Raw genomic sequence first — 16,372 nt, forward strand, 5'->3', positions numbered from 1 at the left:
CGGGCGCGGGGAACGCGTTATTGCATGCCCCCGGGCTCTTTTTCAGCCCGGTTCATCCCCGCGGGCGCGGGGAACGCGTTATTGCATGCCCCCGGGCTCTTTTTCAGCCCGGTTCATCCCCGCGGGCGCGGGGAACGCGGTCATGGCAGCAATAGCGGCTTCCCGATTCCCGGTTCATCCCCGCGGGCGCGGGGAACGCTCGGTTGGGCCTCCTGCCCCTGCCCTTTCGGGCGGTTCATCCCCGCGGGCGCGGGGAACGCTAGCCGAACTGCTGGCACTGTCTGGGCATACCCGGTTCATCCCCGCGGGCGCGGGGAACGCAGGGTAGACCCTAGCCCATGGCACACTGTCATCGGTTCATCCCCGCGGGCGCGGGGAACGCCCAAAGTGAACACAGTTTGTTAGGTGCCGATCCGGTTCATCCCCGCGGGCGCGGGGAACGCGTGCGGGGCAACCCGCACCCTTTAATGTGACCCGGTTCATCCCCGCGGGCGCGGGGAACGCGGCGGCAGTCTGGCGCACGAGTGGTTCCATGCCGGTTCATCCCCGCGGGCGCGGGGAACGCGTCGCTGGAGATGGCGGCGCGGGCGTTCTCGTCGGTTCATCCCCGCGGGCGCGGGGAACGCTCGGCCGGCATCATGTCCACCGCCCTGGCCACCGGTTCATCCCCGCGGGCGCGGGGAACGCGGTACGGCCACCTTCGAGGGCACACAGTGGGACGGTTCATCCCCGCGGGCGCGGGGAACGCCCCCCAATCGCGGCCCATCTCGATCACGCCGTCGGTTCATCCCCGCGGGCGCGGGGAACGCGTTCAAGGTCTCCGTAAGACGGGCGCCGAACCCGGTTCATCCCCGCGGGCGCGGGGAACGCACCTGGCGGGCGTCGGACAGCAGCAGATCCCGCGGTTCATCCCCGCGGGCGCGGGGAACGCCCTTCTGTAACTGCTGGCAGTGCAGCTTCACCCGGTTCATCCCCGCGGGCGCGGGGAACGCAGCTTGAAGTAGAGCGGCCAGTCCCAGCGGACCGGTTCATCCCCGCGGGCGCGGGGAACGCCAGCGTGATCATCCTGGCCGCCATCACACAGGACGGTTCATCCCCGCGGGCGCGGGGAACGCTCATCGTCGGCTCACGCCGCCGCGCCATCTGCCGGTTCATCCCCGCGGGCGCGGGGAACGCGCAGTCATACCAGATGTCGGGCTTTCCAGAGCCGGTTCATCCCCGCGGGCGCGGGGAACGCGCCGGCACCGCCATCGACTCGATGGCCCCGTCGGGTTCATCCCCGCGGGCGCGGGGAACGCGGCGGCCTGTGCTTCGGGTTCGCTCATCGTCTCGGTTCATCCCCGCGGGCGCGGGGAACGCTCTTTCGCCGGTTCTTTCGTGGAGTCTACAAGCGGTTCATCCCCGCGGGCGCGGGGAACGCGGCGGTCTGTCATTGGTTCGGCTCCGTTGCCCCGGTTCATCCCCGCGGGCGCGGGGAACGCACTGCTCATACTTTGCGGATTTTGTTAGAAAATTTCGCGAGGAAAAAGTCTACCAAATGTGTCCGCATTTCAAAGGGGCTCGTTTTCGATTGTTAAGGAGCTTTCTTGGGGGCATCCGGAGGCAGAAAACTCACCAATCGCAATCCATCGAAATCCACTGGTATTCGCCGGTTCTTGCCGACGGTAAGGAAATCATACCCTGATTCGGTGTTGGTGCTCCAGGCCATGACAGCGTTGCCGTCTGCTTCAACACCCTCCGTGACCTGCGCCCAGATAAATTCCCGCAGGCGCTTGGATGGGTTGCCCACATACACCCCGGCGCGGATCTCCAGCAACCATACCGCCAGGCGACCGCGCAGCCGGGGCGGTACGTTCTCAGTAACGATGACCAGCATCGCCCAGCCTCTCGCCCTCGGGAATAGCCGGCCCGACCGATTCTTCCGGCGCCTCCGGCGGCTTTAGCTCCCCGGCTGCCAGGACATCTTCGATCAGGGGGATGATTTTACCGAGCAACTTCGTCTCGCGGAAGCAATCGCGGCAGGCCAAGCGCACCACCCGCTCGGGGTTTGCAGGTTGTTTGGCGGCAATCTTGAACGCCACCGGGACCACGGTATCGAACTTGACGATGTCGGCCATGTCATAGACGAAGGACTGAGGTTTGCCGGTGTGGATGAAGCCCACCGCGGGGGCATAGCCGGCGGCCAGGATGGCTGCCTCGGTGATGCCGTAGAGGCAGGCGGTGGCGGCAGACAGGCACAGGTTGGGCAGGTCGCTGCTGTCCCAATCGCTGGCATCGTAGTTGCGGCCCTTCCAGTCGACGCCGAAGCGTTTGGCCAAATCCTGATACGTCTTCTTGACTCGTGCTCCCTCGATGCCTCGCAACTGCTCCACACTGCGCCGCTCCGGTGGGGCCTCGCCGAATCGCAGTTCATACATTTTGCGCACCACTTTGAGCCGTGCCTGATCGTCCAGGGCCAGTTTAGCCTGGTAGAGCAGCCGGTCGGAGCGCGCCCCGCCGGGCTGCCCTGACGCATAGAGCCGCACCCCGGCCTCGCCGACCCACACCAGCAGGGTGCCAACCCGCGCGGCCAGCGCGGCGGCGCGGTGCGAGACGCGGGTGCCGGGCTCCAGCATGATGCAGGCAATGCTGCCGATCGGGATGTGCGTGCGTACCCCGTTCTTGTCGATGACGACGAATGCACCGTCCTGTACGTCGATCTCACCGTATTCTATGAAAATCAGCGAGATGCGCTCTTTCATGGCGATGGGTTTCAGTGGGGGGAGCATTTCACCGTCCTGATCCGTTGGGGGCTCAGCGCCAGGGGTTGATGAGCCTGACGCCCGTGCGTTTGAAATCGTCGGTGTTCCTGGTCACCAACGTCAGATCGTGGCTGATGGCAACGGCAGCAATCAGTGTATCCATCTCGCCGATCGAGACAACGCTGATTGCCATTGCCCGCTCATCGCCATGCGCCAGCCATTCCATTAGGCCGGCATTGATTTGGTCCTTGGCGAACTCGGAGATCACGTTGGTGTCGAGTAGGAACTTCACAGGTCGATGTCCCGCCCGAGGTTTTGGTCGCGCTCGATTCTTATTCCGCTTCCGCGTAGCGGCGATTTCATAAGGAAATCAGCCAGGCTCTCTGATGGTGGCTGCAACCGGTGGTAGTCCTCAATGGAGAGAACCACTGCGGTTTCCTGGCCTTCGGCGGTAATCACCTGGGGTCCGGAGCGCCGGGCCTCATCCACTACCTGCTTTAGTCGGTCTGATTGATCTCTGAGGGGCCAGTTCATGGATGCCTCCCGAAAGTCATGCTGCTGATGTGCTCGGGGTCTAGCCGAGTCGCCGGACGAGGAGTAGGCCACAGCCGAATGCCTTGGCTGGGCCGATGCCGTTCTCCAGAAGCCCGAGCAGTCGCTCCGGGTCCTGCACACAGAGCACCCCTTCAAAGCTCAGGGTGGAGAGCTTTCCGGCGCGGTTGCCTCGCCGAAAGAACAGGGGTTGGTGGGGCAGGAGAGTGACCGTCTCGAGCTGCGCTGCACCCTCCAGCTTGCGCGCAAGCCAGGCGCGCTGCTCGTCCTCCTTGACCAAGGGAACGCGGCAGGTCTCGCTGGTCTTGCCGGGTTTCTGCTCCGCCTGCGTGTCCTTGATGGTCTTGACTGGGTTAGCGGTGAGTAAGAATGCCAGGTGTTGCCCGGTAGATGGCTGGGGCTGCACCTCGCGGCTCGCGATGAGTGTGACCCCCGCCGCCGGGCTGGGGGGGCGCTTGGATTGCACCAGTATCCGGGCCGGGCGACCCGGCCGGTTATCCTCAACTCGGAACAGAAAACCATGGCGCGGCTCCGCCTCGCCCTGGCGGGGCTCCCTGGGTTCATCGGGGAAGAGTCGCCAGAGGACGCGATGATGTTGGTAGGGGTCGCGGGCGGCGGCCCAGGGGATCTCGGCGCGGCTTAAGATCATGTTCCTTCTCCTTGGGCAGCGTCGCGATGTAGGCGTAGCCGGCGGGTGCCGAACTGGCGAATGCGGCCGTAGCTTGGCACATCGCGGATCTGCATGACTTGGCCGCCGTCGGTGCCCTCCGCATAGATCAACCCGCCAATCGGTTGGACCTGGGCGAGGGCGGCCAGTGCGTCCGTTGCCTCCACCGGTGCGCTGCCTTCCAGCAGGGGCCGGGTGATGGGGCAGGAGCGGCGTCCGAGTACGGGTGTGAAGCGGGGCCGTCGCAGGGCGGCGGCGATCCGGTCCAGGTCGAAGACCGCGCCGGGGCGGGTGCCGACCGCGACGGTGAATGCGGCGTCGAACAGGTACTCACGGCGGGAAACCACCGGGTTCTTGTTCGCTGAACCGTCGACCTTACGGGCATCCAGCACAGTGTGGAAGTCCGGTAGCTTCAGGGCCGGCTTGCGTGCCGGGCGGTCCCCGTCCGGGCGCGGGGCCTCGCGGTCCGCGCGTACCGCGAAGGTCACGCTCTCGGCCAGCGCGGTCAGGCCCGCGATATCACGTCGATCGAGCCCCAGGCAGGCGCCCAGGAGTCCGAGTAGAGCGCTGCGGGTGGGAAACAGGTTGGCCGGACGGTAGTCCTCGAAGGTGTGGGTGCCCCACGCCTGCATGGGTCCGTCCAGCCGCAAGATCAGAAATGCGGCCATGGGCGTCCCCTCAGTCCTGTCCGTCGCGGGTGATCCAGTTTTCTAGTTCTGTCAGGGTGTCCAGGGCGGGGCGGTCGCCTAATTGGATACCCTCAGGTAAGGCAAAGGCGCGTGCCTGCTCATTCAGCCCATAGGCGCGGTTGACCCGCGACCAGTAGCTAGCCAGTTGGTCGATGGAGGGTTGAAGGTAGCCGCTGAGCTTCTTGTCACGCTCCACCGGTTGTTCAAAGGCATTAGCGAGCGAGACCGGCTGGTCCGCCAGGCTGGCGATGACAAAATCCGCCAGGTTGTGGGCGGCAAACGACTGCTGCTTGGCGTCGGGCACCACGGTGGCGAGTAGGTGTAGCGCGTGGCGAGCAATCTCCAGGGCACGGGCGCGGGACGCTGGCGTCTCTGGTGCATCAATGGTCGGAATCAGGCCCAGGTTCAACTGGAGTTGACGCAGGTTGAGGCTGGCATAGCGATAGAACACACCGGCCGAGAACTGCTGGGTGTTGAGGTGCCCGGCGCCGGTCTCACCGGCGTCCTGGGTCAGGTCATCCACGGCGGTGAACCAGTCTACGTCCTGCGGTTCCACCGCATGGGTGGTGATGGCGTGGGCGATGGCGAGTGCCCCGTCCACCGGCAGATGGGTCATGAGACCGCTGGTCGCCATGCGTCCGGAAAGGGCAATGTCCAGGGCCTTGGACATGGCGGCGCGGAAGGGTGCCGCCTCTTTCAGGATGCGCTTTTCGATCTGCTTGGCGTCGGTCTCACCGGCGCGGATCAGTTCGCAGAAATAGGCGACTTCATCCACCGACCAGGGGGCGACGGCATCGGCGTCCTCGCCGGTGGCGATGCCTTCCTTGCCGGACATTAGGGCCAGGGCCTGGGCGATCAGGTCGGCGTCATAGCGGTCCTTGAGTCGCTCGACGAAGCGTTCGGTCAGCAGTCCCAGATCTCGGGTGCGCACAGAGGGTACACCGAGGGTCGAGTGGTAATAGGGGCTGGTGCGCATGGCGCGCTTCAATGACTGGCTGGAGATGCGTACCCGGGTCCGGCCGCCGAAGACGGCGGTCTTCTGCATGTTCATGTCGTCCCGATTCAGGCAGGAAGGGCTGTGGGAGATCAGGACATGGAGGTTGACGAAGTTCCTGGCGGTCATGGCTTGGCTCCTTTGTCGAGCTTGTGAAGGGCGATGTAGTAGTCCTCAACGAAACGGCGCTTGGTCTTTGGTCCCCAGTACCAGACCCAAGGGGCGATCTCCAGCCAACCTAAGGCCGGTTGCAGTTGGATGACGAGCCGTCGCAGGCCGATCAGGTCGTCGGGAAAGTCGGCGCGGGCGATCTGGATGACCCGTGCCTCGGCGATCTTATCGGCGCAGAGTGCGCCCAAGGCGTTGCCGCCACTGGGCTGCTGGCACCAGGGCTCAATGAACGCGGTGCGGACCTCTTGATCGGTGGGGCGAGCGCCCGGAAAGAGCCGGTAGAGCCCGGGCGTGTCGCGCAGTGCATCTGGTTCGGCGACTCGCCGCATGGGTGCCACGGCCCCCGGCGGGAGTTGCTTGAAGCGCCGATACTGGTCGGCGAAGTCCAGTGTTTCGGTGGTCATTTGCCCTCCGTGAGTTTCCTCAGGTCTGCGGTGAGGCTGCGCCGCGCCCAGGCGATGATCGGGATCAGCTCCGGCTTCATGGCGTAGGGATCGGTCAGGTCGTTGAAAATGCTCTCGCACTCGGTAGACAGCGCCGCGGCATAGGCGTCGAGGTGCTGCTGCCACTCGGAAAAGGTGGCGCTGTTCGAGAAGGTGGCGAGGATGCGCGCCTCGGTGCGCGCGTAGAACAGGCGCTCGCCGGTCTCATGGATCGCGGCCCCAATGCCCGGCAGGCCCTTGTCCTTGTGGCCTTGGACGGCGAAGTAGAGTTTACCGCGTAAGGCTTTTTTTGCTGCGAGGCCAATGTTTACCAGGTCCTCCAGACGCCCGCTCTCGTCGTCCCAGCCCTCTCCGAGTTCAATCAGCTCATGGCGGCGTTCCAACACCGATGCCTTCTTGTTGTGATAGCCGCCAACCAGCAGGTGTAAAGGGTGGATGTCCAGCGCCTTGGCCTGACCGATGGCGAGTGCGGGGCGGTTGCCGCCGCTGTCATCGGCCTTCTTGCTCACCACCAGTTCGGTAAGCCGGGTCCAGGCCGGTGCGTCGGTGGTGAAGGAGGCAAATTTCGTCTCCCGCTCTCCCTTCTTGACGCGGATGTTCAGCGCGCCATGTGGGTGAGGCCAGTTGCCATCCAGGGTGAAGTTGAATTTCTCCTTGCGGAAGCCGGTATAGCGGGGGCCGGCCTCAATCCCGAGCAAGTCGCAGGGGCCGCTCTCCGCGGCTGGAATCAGCTCGACATGGGCCGGTTGCCAGAAGAGCCCGCGGATGAGTCCGATCTGGTGTGGGTAGATGGTCTGACCGGCCTTGATCGGGTCGATCCAGGTAGGACGTTCGTCGGTGAGATCGCGGGTCCAGAACAACTCGGCGCGGGTGCGTTCCAGGGTGAGGACGTTACGCCAGACCTGTTCCCGCAGACTCGGCCCGTCCACCAGGGTGGTGATGGGTGCCTCGCCGCGCAGGCTACCCTTGAAGCCGCCGCCGAAGCTTGGGCAGTTGCTCGCCTGGTGGAACAGGGCGATGGCAGCGATGGGGGCGGAGAGTGCGGCGACTTCGCCCGTCTCGTTGAAGAAGCAATGGTTGTTGCCGGCGGGCAGGCCGATGAGGAGCTTTTGGATTGGCGTGGCCTCTTTGGACGCGACGCCGCGGGTCTGCATGAACGGCTGAGTCGGATGGTCCAGGTCGAACCAGTCCTGGTAGCGGGCAATGCCCGCGGCGAATGTTGCTTCGCTCAGGGGTTCGTCCAGTCGCTCGTCCAGCACGTCGTCGTCTGCGGGTTGGAACAGCACTTGAGTCATGCAGACCAAAAGCTGGATGCAAGCGAGTTCCAAGTCATCCCGTGGCAGGCTGACGCGCCAGGTGCCGGGCTCGCACAACAACTCCCGGTAGGTGATGAGACTGAAGGGGCCGCGACCATCGTCGGTGCGGATGGGGATCCAGGGGGCTTCCAGTAGGTTCAAAGGGTTACTCCTAACCAAACCGTCGAGAGCACAGCCTTAATCAAGCGCAAGCTCAACACGCCGGGCGGACTAAGCTTGTCGAAGGCCGGGACCGATTCCGTCGGTGATGGGCGGGACCTCCGACCATGAACCGATAGCGGGAGGTTACTCTCGAGCTTCCTCAAAGTAAAGCAAGCTGTCAGTGTTCCTTAAGCGTAGCAAGAAACATCATCGGACACTGACGTCGCATCCCTGAAATTTGGCCGCTTGCGTTGGCTAGCCTGGAAGTCGTTAATCCATGTTTGTGCCCTAGGTGACTAGGGATGAACCGCTGTCTGTGTTGCGCAAGCGTGCTGACGGCACTGTTCCCCGCGTCAGCGGGGATGCGCGCGGGACGGGTCTTCCTGACCTGTCGCCGCGACCTTCTCCAGCCCGAACTCGGCCGAGTAGGCGAAGCGCCCATCGGCCGATGCCCAGGCCCCGGGTCTCGTCGGCCCCACCGGGAGCTTGGTCCGTCCGTCGTCATCAAACGCGTACTCCTTGAGCGATTTCTCCCAACTACGTGGGGCGGGGACCGCGTTCAGGAGCAAGGCCTCGGCGCGACCGTGGTCGTCCAAGACGCTCAGGCTGGTGCCGTCCAGCAGGCGCCCGTCGTCCAGTAGCGGCAGGACCGTGAGGCTCATCTCGCCGTCGCGAGTGAGGCCGGTGGCACGCTCGTCGTCGTCGCGGAACTGGCTCAGGGTCATGGTGCTGAGTTGGAGCGCACGCGCCGCCGCGGCTCGCTGATCGTTGCGCCACGCGAGATGTTTCCCGTAGGCGGTATCGGACTCGTCGTCCCACGGCTCCTCGGCGTACACTTTTTCGATCCAATCCCGATAGGCGGCAGGAAACTCGATCTGTCCCCGCTCGGCCAGCAGGTGCTCGGTTCGCCACAGTAAACGTGCGTCGCCATAGATCAGTTCATGGACGCCATAGTCCTCGCCTTCGGGGCACAGGACGGTGCAGGCCGGGTTCGGGAAACCCGGCGGACGGGACCGTTCGTGGCGATGCAGTCGGCCAAGGCGCTGGAACAGCAAGTCCACCGGGCACAACTGGCTGAGTAGCCAGTCGAAGTCGAGATCCAGACTTTGCTCAATAACCTGGGTAGCAACCAGAATGCGTCCGTGGTGGCGGTCGGCGTACCTTCCGTACCGCGCGATCACGTCCTTTTCGATCGTCTGGCGGTCCCTGAGTCGGAAACGGGCGTGGAACAAATCGACGGGCAAATCCGTGGCCTCACGCAGGAGTTGGGTGAGCCGCTGCGCCTGATCGACCGTGTTCATTACAATGCCGACCAGTGCCCCAGCAGCGGCGGCAGCGACGATGCGCTCGATTAGATCGGGGTCGGGGAATGCGTCCGGTCGTTTGGCGAGTTCGACTGAGACGGTCCGTTCGGGTGGGCGATGCTCGTCGGGAACGGTCAGGGGGCCGACGGGCGGGTCTTGTGTGGTCCACAGGGCTGGGTAGGGCGCTTCCGTGCTTCCTTCGGTGCCCCAAGCGGCTAACAACTCGGCGCGGACGGCCGCCGGGAGGGTCGCTGACAGCAGGATGGCACTGCCGCCGGTGGCCTTCTGGCGGCGCAGGACCTCGCCGAGCAGGCCGTTCATATAGGCGTCATAGGCATGGACCTCATCGACGATGAGGACGGATCGATTGAGCCCAAACCCGCGAACAAAGCTGTGGCGAACCGGCAAAACTGACAGCAGGGTCTGATCGACGGTACAGACCCCGATCTGGCCGAGAAAGACCTTCTTGCGACTACTGGCGAGCCAGGCGGCGCATTGCATACCCGCTTCCTCACGGCCTTGGGCGGTCGCGTGCCGCCCGGCGTCGACCAAGCGCTGAAACTCGGGGTTCAGGGCGCGATTGCCATGGGCCAGGACCACGTTGGCGGGGCCGAAGGCGTATCGACCGAAGCTCTCCGCCCGGGTCAGCATGGCGTTGGCGGTCGCCTGAGTCGGTAAAGCAAAAACGATGGCCTCGCCCAAACCGGCCCCGAGCAGGCGCCAAGCGTGGGCCAGGGCGGCCTCGGTCTTGCCACTGCCAGTAGGGGCCTCAATGAGGGTTAGTCCGGCGGCGAGCGGTAAGGCATCGACCATAACCTGAATGCCGCGGGGTTTCTCGTCTTCCTGAAGCAATGACGACAGCCCGGCGTAGGGACTCGCCGGGGCTAACAGTCCGAGATGCGTCAGCAGGTTCTGATCCGCGATTTGCCGAAGTCGGGTCTCAAAATAGGTGCTTTCCGGCGCGTCTCGCGCCATGTAGTGAAAGTGCTCGGCGTTGGAGCCGATCCAGTCGCACAAGCTGCAGAATCCGGCGAGGAGATTGCGGGCGGGGATGCCGGATACCGGGGGTGAGTCCGTCAGGCATAGCCCCGCCGGGACGAGAAAAAGGGTGGCCATCTGCTCTACCCATGAGCGTCGGGCGTTCGTGTCGTGATTCGCGATCACCGGTTCAGCGTACTCGCGGGGTGGCCGCCCTTCTTCGTTCTCGCCCGGGATGTCGCCGTGATGGCCGGTGACAGCGGCAATCCATGGACGCCAGCGGCGCCAGATTCGCCTCGGTTCCTGGTCGCCGTTGCCGATCCAGGTGGTAAGCTCTTGCTTGACCAGGCGGAACCCTTCGTGGCCGTGATCATAAGCACTGGCCGTATGGCGCTTAACCATCGCGGGATCGAGTTCCGGCCAGGCCAAGGCTGCTGCCTCGGGTGCCTTGATCAGAAAGAGGGCATGGAGTTTGCCGATGTCGTGGAGCGCCACGAAGAATAAGACCCAGGCGCGTAGTGCTGCGGTGTGGTCCAGGTCGACGGAGAAGGCGCTGGCGAAGGTTCGCCGGATCGTCGGTGACTGTTCCCATAGTGCTGCGGCGACGGCGGCGACGTCGAGCGAGTGATAGGCGAAGGGATGCCAGGTCGGCCCCTGTTCGTCTTTCGCGTCGGCTTTGCCCCAGTAGTTGAAGTAGGCAGGCGTTTCTTCCATTGATGCTGAACTCCTCGCGTGGACGTCGTCTGTCACAGTTTCTCGGGGAGGATGGCCATCAACCAGTCCGCCTCCGAGGGCGTTGATCCTGGTTCCGGCCACCCCGCTTGCGCTCACCCTACGGTTCGACGCGCTCCGCGCAGCCGCGCTGACCGATCGTCCGGACGCAACGATGATCAAGGCCCCTTGATGCATGTAGGGAAGCATAACCGGAATCTGACCTAAAACGCCAGTGACCCAAAGGAAGGAATCGGTCACTCCGGGCTTCTGAAAGCTCCACCGGTCGTGGCCATAATCCCGGCCACGGCGCTAGACGCGAGGTCGTTGGTCCGCGCAGCGGACCCTACGGGCGCGGGGTAACCCGCAAGTTCCGCGGTGCGGAGCGACCGACTGGGAGCGCCGCACCCCAGTGAGATTGTGAAAGTATTCAATACGTGTTGTCGTCGTAGCCTGGATGGAGCGCAGCGGAATCCAGGTCTGGGTTGCAACCAACCGATTCATAGTGTGTCTGCGAGGCCGCGGCCGCTTGCGAGATTGCGCCGCACTGGAGTGCGGCGCTCCCAGGGGCGGTTCATTCATAACCGGAGGTCGAGGCTTTAGCCAGTGGCGGTTTCCGACGTGTCGAAGGCAAATCAATGGCGCCTGTACGCGGGCCGGCTAAAGCCTCGACCTCCTATGGTCGTAGCGACGACCAAAGCGCTTTTCGGTCAACGGGATGACCGCGCGCATGGCCTGCCCGACCAGGGGTTCCCTCACCCCTTCGCCCCCTCCCGCTTGGCCTTATTGGGATTGCGCAGCAACACATAGGCGGCGCCGGTGCCCCCATCGCGGCGGGTGGCGGAGCAAAAGGCGAGGACCTCCGGGTAGAGGCGCAGCCAATAATTGACCTTTTGTTTGAGTATTGGCTGTTGATCGGGTGAGCGGGTGCCTTTGCCGTGGATGATACGGGCGCAGCGCACCCGGCGGTGGGCGCATTCGATCAGGAAGTCGGCCAGGACGCGGCGGGCGACGGTGATGGTGAGTCCGTGCAGGTCGACCTCCAGCCCAACCTCGATGGCGCCGCGCTGCAGGTCGGAGAGCACGCGCTGTTGCAGCCCGGGGCGGGTGTAGAGCAGGAACTCGTAGGTCTCGACCGCGGCCTCGGACAGGGTGGTCCCGCCGTCCTCAGGCAGTTCCGGCGTGCGCGGGCGAGGGATGGGCGGGGGGCGTTTGCGCGGGTGCTCGGCGTAGTCGTGCTGGAGCGGCCGGGCGTCCTGGACCTCCGCGCGAAACAGGTCGAGATCGGCCGGGTCGACGGGTTTTTTCATGGTTTGGGGCGCCTCGGGGCTAGGCACGTCGGCGCTGGGCCTTGATCGTTCGCTGGATCTGCTGGCATAAGGGCACGTGTCAATGACAAATGAGCAGGCGCGCCGCGTGGCGCCACGCTGCGCGGGCTTCGCCGGAGTATACCCGCGGCCCGCGCCACGGCGCGGGGTGACCGCACCCGGCGACGGGGTGTCCGCGGCGAGGCTTTCCAGTATCATCGGCGGGCCTTTCCCCTGTCTGTTCCACTGTGGGCGCCGGTTACATGAAGATACTGGTCAGCAATGACGACGGTTACCAGTCCCCCGGGCTGCTCGCCCTGGCGGCGGGGCTCGCCCGGCTGGGCGAGGTGACGGTGGTGGCCCCGGAGCGCGACCGCAGCGGTGCCAGCAACTCACTGACACTGGATGTGCCGCTGCACGCCGTGCGTATGAGCAACGGGTTTATCCGGGTGGACGGGACCCCGACGGATTGTGTTCATCTGGCGGTCACCGGATTGCTGGAGGCCGAGCCCGACATCGTGGTCGCCGGGATCAATCACGGGGTCAATTTAGGGGACGATTGTCTGTATTCCGGGACCGTCGCGGCGGCCACCGAGGGGCGTTTTCTCGGGCTCCCGGCGATTGCGGTCTCCATCGATGCGCGCGAGCCGCGCCATCTGGACACGGCCGTGCGGGTGGCCTGCCTGTTGGTGGAGCGCCTGAGCGTGGCGCCGCTGGACTCGAACCTGATCCTCAATGTGAATGTGCCGGACCTGCCCTATGCGGACCTGGCGGGGTTCGCGGCGACCCGCCTGGGTCATCGCCACAAGGCGGAGGCGGTGGTGGCGGGTACCGACCCACGGGGTCGGACCATCTATTGGGTCGGCCCGGCGGGGCCTGAGCAGGATGCGGGGCCGGGGACCGACTTCCACGCCCTGCGGGCCGGTTATGTGTCGATCAGTCCGCTCCAGGTCGACTTGACCCGTCACGGCGCCTTGGCGGCGCTCGGGACCTGGCTGAGTGCATGCGTTTGATGTCCGACTTGAGTCATGCGGGGATCGGGATGACCTCCCAGCGGACCCGGGAACGCCTGATCGCGCGTCTCATCGAGGCCGGGATCACCCACCCGGAGGTGCTGCGGGTCATGCGTGAACTGCCGCGGCACCTGTTCGTGGATGAGGCCCTGGCGAGCCGCGCCTATGAGGATTCGCCCCTGCCCATCGGTCTGGGACAGACCATCTCCCAGCCCTATATCGTGGCGCGTATGACCCAGACGCTGTTGGCGCATGGACCCTGCGACACGGTGCTGGAGGTGGGGACCGGCTCCGGGTTTCAGACGGCGGTGCTGGCCGCGCTGGTGCGACGGGTCTACACCGTCGAGCGCATCGCCTCGCTCCAAGAGCTCGCCCAACACCGCCTGCGACTGCTTAAGGTGCGCAACGTGCGTTTCCGCTACGGCGACGGCTTCCAGGGCTGGTCCGACTATGCCCCTTACGACGGCATTCTGGTCACCGCGGCACCGCGCGGGGTGCCGCGCGCCTTGGCCGAGCAACTGGCGCCCACGGGTTGTCTGGTGCTGCCGATGGGGGAGGCGGATCGGCAGGTGTTGATGCGGGTTACCCGGGAGGCGGATGGGTTCGATCAGCAGGTGCTGGAGCCAGTGAGTTTCGTCCCATTGCTCGGGGGTGTCGCCTGATGGGCAACGGCCGGATTTAGCTCAATGATCCCCCATCACCGACCCAGTCGCCCGCGGTCGGTCGTTGCGCCGCCGCAGCGGCGCGACGTCGGCGGGCCGTGGGTGGGCCGCTGGTGGCCGGCGCTGTGGGCCGGCATCCTGGTTGCCTTGCTGGGATTGACTGGTTGCGCCGGGACCAGTGGACCCGCCCCGGTGGTTGGTTGGGAGGGCGCGCGGACCACCCGGCCGACCCGCTCGGTGCGCGCGCCAATCCCCAAGGGCTACCAGCGGGTCCGTGCGGGCGATAGCCTGGGAAGCATTGCCGAGCGCCGCCATGTCAGTGTCCAGCAGTTGATCGATTGGAATCGCCTCAAGCCCCCCTATAGGCTTTACCGCGGTAAGCTGTTGCGGGTCGCACCGCCGCGGCCGCGGCGGACCTCGCGGGCCGCCAGGCCACGCGGCGGGTCCACGGCTCATGGGTCCGCGCGCACCGCCAAGCGCCCAGTCGCGGTCGAGTCGGCGCCGACCCCGGGTCGCCGTGGCGCTGCTTCCGGGGTGGATTGGGCCTGGCCGCTCGCGGGGGCCGTCAAACAGGGGTTCCGCGCCGGTGACCCGGCCAGTTCGGGGCTGCGGATCGGTTGCCGTCCGGGGGAGGAGGTGCGTGCAGCGGCGGCGGGCCGGGTGGCTTACAGCGGCAGTGGACTCAAGGGTTATGGCAACCTTATTATCGTTAAGCACAATCAGGATTATCTCAGCGCGTACGGCTTCAATCGGCAACTCTTGGCCAAGGAAGGGGATCGCGTCAAACGCGGCCAAGCGCTGGCAGAATGCGGCGAGGGTCCCGACGGAACCCCACTGCTGCATTTCGAGGTGCGCCGCGACGGCACCGCGGTCAACCCGCTGCTCTACCTGCCCCCGCGCAAATGATCCCGTCCGAGCGGATTGAGGGAGATCTGGATGTCAACCACTGAGGACCTGGAAATCGACGCGCCTGAGGGCGTCGAGATCACGCCCGAGTTCGATCTCGGCACGGCAGAGGAGGCGTTGCTCCTGCTCGGCGACGAGGACCCCACGGAGGTCATCGAACTGTTTGAAGAAGAAGCGGCGGTCATCGCGCGCATCGAGCGCCCGGACGAGGACCCCGACCCGCCGACCGTGGAGTCGACGAATCAACGCTTTGCCTGCGGCGAGAGCGAGCTCGATGCGACCCGCCTCTATCTCAACGAGATCGGTGAGTCCCGCCTGCTGACGGCGGCGGAGGAGATCATGCTCGCCCGGCTGGCGCAGGGCGGCGACAGCGCGGCGCGGACGCGGATGATCGTCTGCAACCTGCGGCTGGTGGTGAATATCGCACGCCGCTATCTCAATCGGGGACTGCCGCTCCTGGACCTGATCGAGGAGGGCAATCTGGGGCTGATCCGCGCCGTGGAGAAGTTTGACCCGGAGCGGGGTTTCCGCTTCTCAACCTATGCCACCTGGTGGATCCGTCAGGCGGTCGAGCGCGCCATCATGAACCAGACGCGCACCGTGCGGCTGCCCATCCATGTGCTCAAGGAGATCAATCTCTATCTCAAGGCCGCGCGGAGTCTGGCCCAGCAGCTCGACCGGGAGCCGACCACCGAGGACATTGCGGCGCTGATGGACAAGCCGATCGCTGAGGTCAAGCGCATGCTGGGCCTGAACGAGCGGGCGACCTCGGTGGACACGCCCGTCGGCCGGGACGCGGATCGACCCTTGGTCGACCTGCTCGAGGACGCGACGGTCGACGACCCGAGCGATCAGATCCAAGATGAGCACCTGCGGGCGCATATCGAGCACTGGTTGAGCCAGCTCAACGAGAAACAACGTGAGGTGGTCGAGCGCCGTTTTGGGCTGCACGGTCACGAATATTCCACCCTGGGGCGGGTGGCGCTGGAGGTGGGCGTGACCCGCGAACGGGTGCGCCAGATCCAGGTGGAGGCCCTGCAGCGCCTGCGCGAGATCCTGAAAAAGGAAGGCTTTTCGCCCGATTCCTTCTTTCAGTGAGCACTCGGCTGAGGGGTATGGTGAATTAACTCTTGGCCCGACAACGTCAACCTGGATAAGGCGCGGCGTCTGCTGTGGCCGATCAAGAAGAAATACGGCAACAAGATCAGTTGGGCCGACCTGATCATCCTCGCCGGCACCATGGCCTACGAGTCGATGGGCCTGAAGACCTTCGGTTTCGCCTTCGGCCGCGAGGACATCTGGCATCCCGAGAAGGACACCTACTGGGGGTCCGAAAAGGCATGGCTCGCCCCCAGCGGCAGCGCGGGCAGCCGTTACTCGGGAGAACGCGATCTGGAAAACCCGCTGGCCGCCGTGATGATGGGGCTGATCTATGTCAACCCGGAAGGCGTGGACGGCAAGCCCGACCCGCTCAAGACGGCACAGGATGTGCGCGTGACCTTCGCGCGCATGGCCATGAATGACGAGGAAACGGTCGCCTTGACCGCCGGTGGCCATACGGTGGGCAAGTGCCACGGCAATGGCGATGCCACGCTGCTCGGACCGGTGCCTGAAGCGGCCGATGTCGACGACCAGGCAGCGATTCCCGCCGACCGATTATTGCGCGATTCAACAGATAGTTGGGAATGCCTGAAAAATAGTTTTTCGTAAACTGTCATCTGCGAATCAGTATACTGCCGCACACACATCAGGTTGCGAGGCAGATATCGATGAGTGC

15 protein-coding genes, 1 pseudogene and 1 CRISPR repeat array are annotated in these 16,372 nt (G+C 65.1%); of the genes and pseudogenes, 5 read left to right on the plus strand and 11 right to left on the minus strand.

The window, feature by feature from the left end:
- The first annotated feature begins 48 nt into the window (after positions 1-48).
- Positions 49-1,481: a CRISPR direct-repeat array (repeat unit 29 nt; unit sequence CGGTTCATCCCCGCGGGCGCGGGGAACGC).
- A 92-nt stretch (positions 1,482-1,573) separates the two neighbouring features.
- From cas2e to QZX93_RS15540, 11 genes are all read right to left on the minus strand, one after another.
- Positions 1,574-1,876 carry a type I-E CRISPR-associated endoribonuclease Cas2e gene (gene cas2e / locus QZX93_RS15490; protein ID WP_295392211.1) on the minus strand — a complete coding sequence of 101 codons (303 nt, stop codon included), beginning with the start codon at positions 1,874-1,876 and terminating at the stop codon, positions 1,574-1,576.
- A complete protein-coding gene (gene cas1e / locus QZX93_RS15495; protein WP_295392210.1) occupies positions 1,857-2,768 on the minus strand; it encodes a type I-E CRISPR-associated endonuclease Cas1e in 912 nt (303 codons plus the stop codon). Before cas1e ends, cas2e begins: the two co-directional genes overlap by 20 nt.
- A gap of 25 nt (positions 2,769-2,793) precedes the next feature.
- Positions 2,794-3,033 (minus strand): PIN domain-containing protein, encoded by a 240-nt coding sequence (locus QZX93_RS15500; RefSeq protein ID WP_295392208.1) that lies wholly within the window; start codon positions 3,031-3,033, stop codon positions 2,794-2,796.
- Positions 3,030-3,275 (minus strand): type II toxin-antitoxin system prevent-host-death family antitoxin, encoded by a 246-nt coding sequence (locus QZX93_RS15505; protein WP_295392206.1) that lies wholly within the window; start codon positions 3,273-3,275, stop codon positions 3,030-3,032. Before QZX93_RS15505 ends, QZX93_RS15500 begins: the two co-directional genes overlap by 4 nt.
- A gap of 40 nt (positions 3,276-3,315) precedes the next feature.
- Positions 3,316-3,942, minus strand: a complete 627-nt coding sequence (cas6e, locus tag QZX93_RS15510) for a type I-E CRISPR-associated protein Cas6/Cse3/CasE (RefSeq protein WP_295392205.1) — start codon at positions 3,940-3,942, stop codon at positions 3,316-3,318.
- Positions 3,939-4,628, minus strand: a complete 690-nt coding sequence (cas5e, locus tag QZX93_RS15515) for a type I-E CRISPR-associated protein Cas5/CasD (RefSeq protein WP_295392204.1) — start codon at positions 4,626-4,628, stop codon at positions 3,939-3,941. The genes cas6e and cas5e overlap by 4 nt, the downstream gene beginning before the upstream one ends.
- A gap of 10 nt (positions 4,629-4,638) precedes the next feature.
- Entirely contained in the window at positions 4,639-5,772 is a 1,134-nt protein-coding gene (gene cas7e, locus QZX93_RS15520; protein ID WP_295392202.1) for a type I-E CRISPR-associated protein Cas7/Cse4/CasC, read from the minus strand.
- Positions 5,769-6,218, minus strand: a complete 450-nt coding sequence (locus tag QZX93_RS15525) for a CRISPR-associated protein Cse2 (RefSeq protein WP_295392201.1) — start codon at positions 6,216-6,218, stop codon at positions 5,769-5,771. The genes cas7e and QZX93_RS15525 overlap by 4 nt, the downstream gene beginning before the upstream one ends.
- Entirely contained in the window at positions 6,215-7,714 is a 1,500-nt protein-coding gene (gene casA, locus QZX93_RS15530; protein WP_295392199.1) for a type I-E CRISPR-associated protein Cse1/CasA, read from the minus strand. The genes QZX93_RS15525 and casA overlap by 4 nt, the downstream gene beginning before the upstream one ends.
- A 353-nt stretch (positions 7,715-8,067) precedes the next feature.
- Entirely contained in the window at positions 8,068-10,710 is a 2,643-nt protein-coding gene (gene cas3, locus QZX93_RS15535) for a CRISPR-associated helicase/endonuclease Cas3 (RefSeq protein WP_295392198.1), read from the minus strand.
- Positions 10,711-11,462: 752 nt separating this feature from the next.
- The gene (locus QZX93_RS15540; RefSeq protein WP_295392196.1) at positions 11,463-12,017 is read right to left on the minus strand and encodes a Smr/MutS family protein; all 555 of its coding nucleotides are present in this window, start codon (positions 12,015-12,017) and stop codon (positions 11,463-11,465) included.
- A gap of 260 nt (positions 12,018-12,277) precedes the next feature.
- Between QZX93_RS15540 and surE the strand changes: the two genes are divergently transcribed.
- The 5 genes and pseudogenes from surE to QZX93_RS15565 form a co-directional block, all read left to right on the plus strand.
- The gene (gene surE, locus QZX93_RS15545) at positions 12,278-13,027 is read left to right on the plus strand and encodes a 5'/3'-nucleotidase SurE (RefSeq protein WP_295392195.1); all 750 of its coding nucleotides are present in this window, start codon (positions 12,278-12,280) and stop codon (positions 13,025-13,027) included.
- A complete protein-coding gene (locus QZX93_RS15550) occupies positions 13,027-13,689 on the plus strand; it encodes a protein-L-isoaspartate(D-aspartate) O-methyltransferase (protein ID WP_295392193.1) in 663 nt (220 codons plus the stop codon). The genes surE and QZX93_RS15550 overlap by 1 nt, the downstream gene beginning before the upstream one ends.
- A gap of 24 nt (positions 13,690-13,713) precedes the next feature.
- On the plus strand, positions 13,714-14,595 hold the full coding sequence (locus QZX93_RS15555; RefSeq protein ID WP_295392191.1) for a peptidoglycan DD-metalloendopeptidase family protein: 882 nt from the start codon (positions 13,714-13,716) through the stop codon (positions 14,593-14,595).
- 30 nt (positions 14,596-14,625) lie between these two features.
- Positions 14,626-15,693, plus strand: a complete 1,068-nt coding sequence (gene rpoS / locus QZX93_RS15560) for an RNA polymerase sigma factor RpoS (protein WP_295392189.1) — start codon at positions 14,626-14,628, stop codon at positions 15,691-15,693.
- A 24-nt stretch (positions 15,694-15,717) separates the two neighbouring features.
- A pseudogene (locus QZX93_RS15565) lies at positions 15,718-16,230 on the plus strand (peroxidase family protein); the annotation flags it as partial.
- Between the last annotated feature and the right edge of the window lie 142 nt (positions 16,231-16,372).

The organism is uncultured Thiodictyon sp., from assembly GCF_903946935.1.
In the GTDB taxonomy this organism is placed as follows: Bacteria; Pseudomonadota; Gammaproteobacteria; order Chromatiales; family Chromatiaceae; genus Thiodictyon.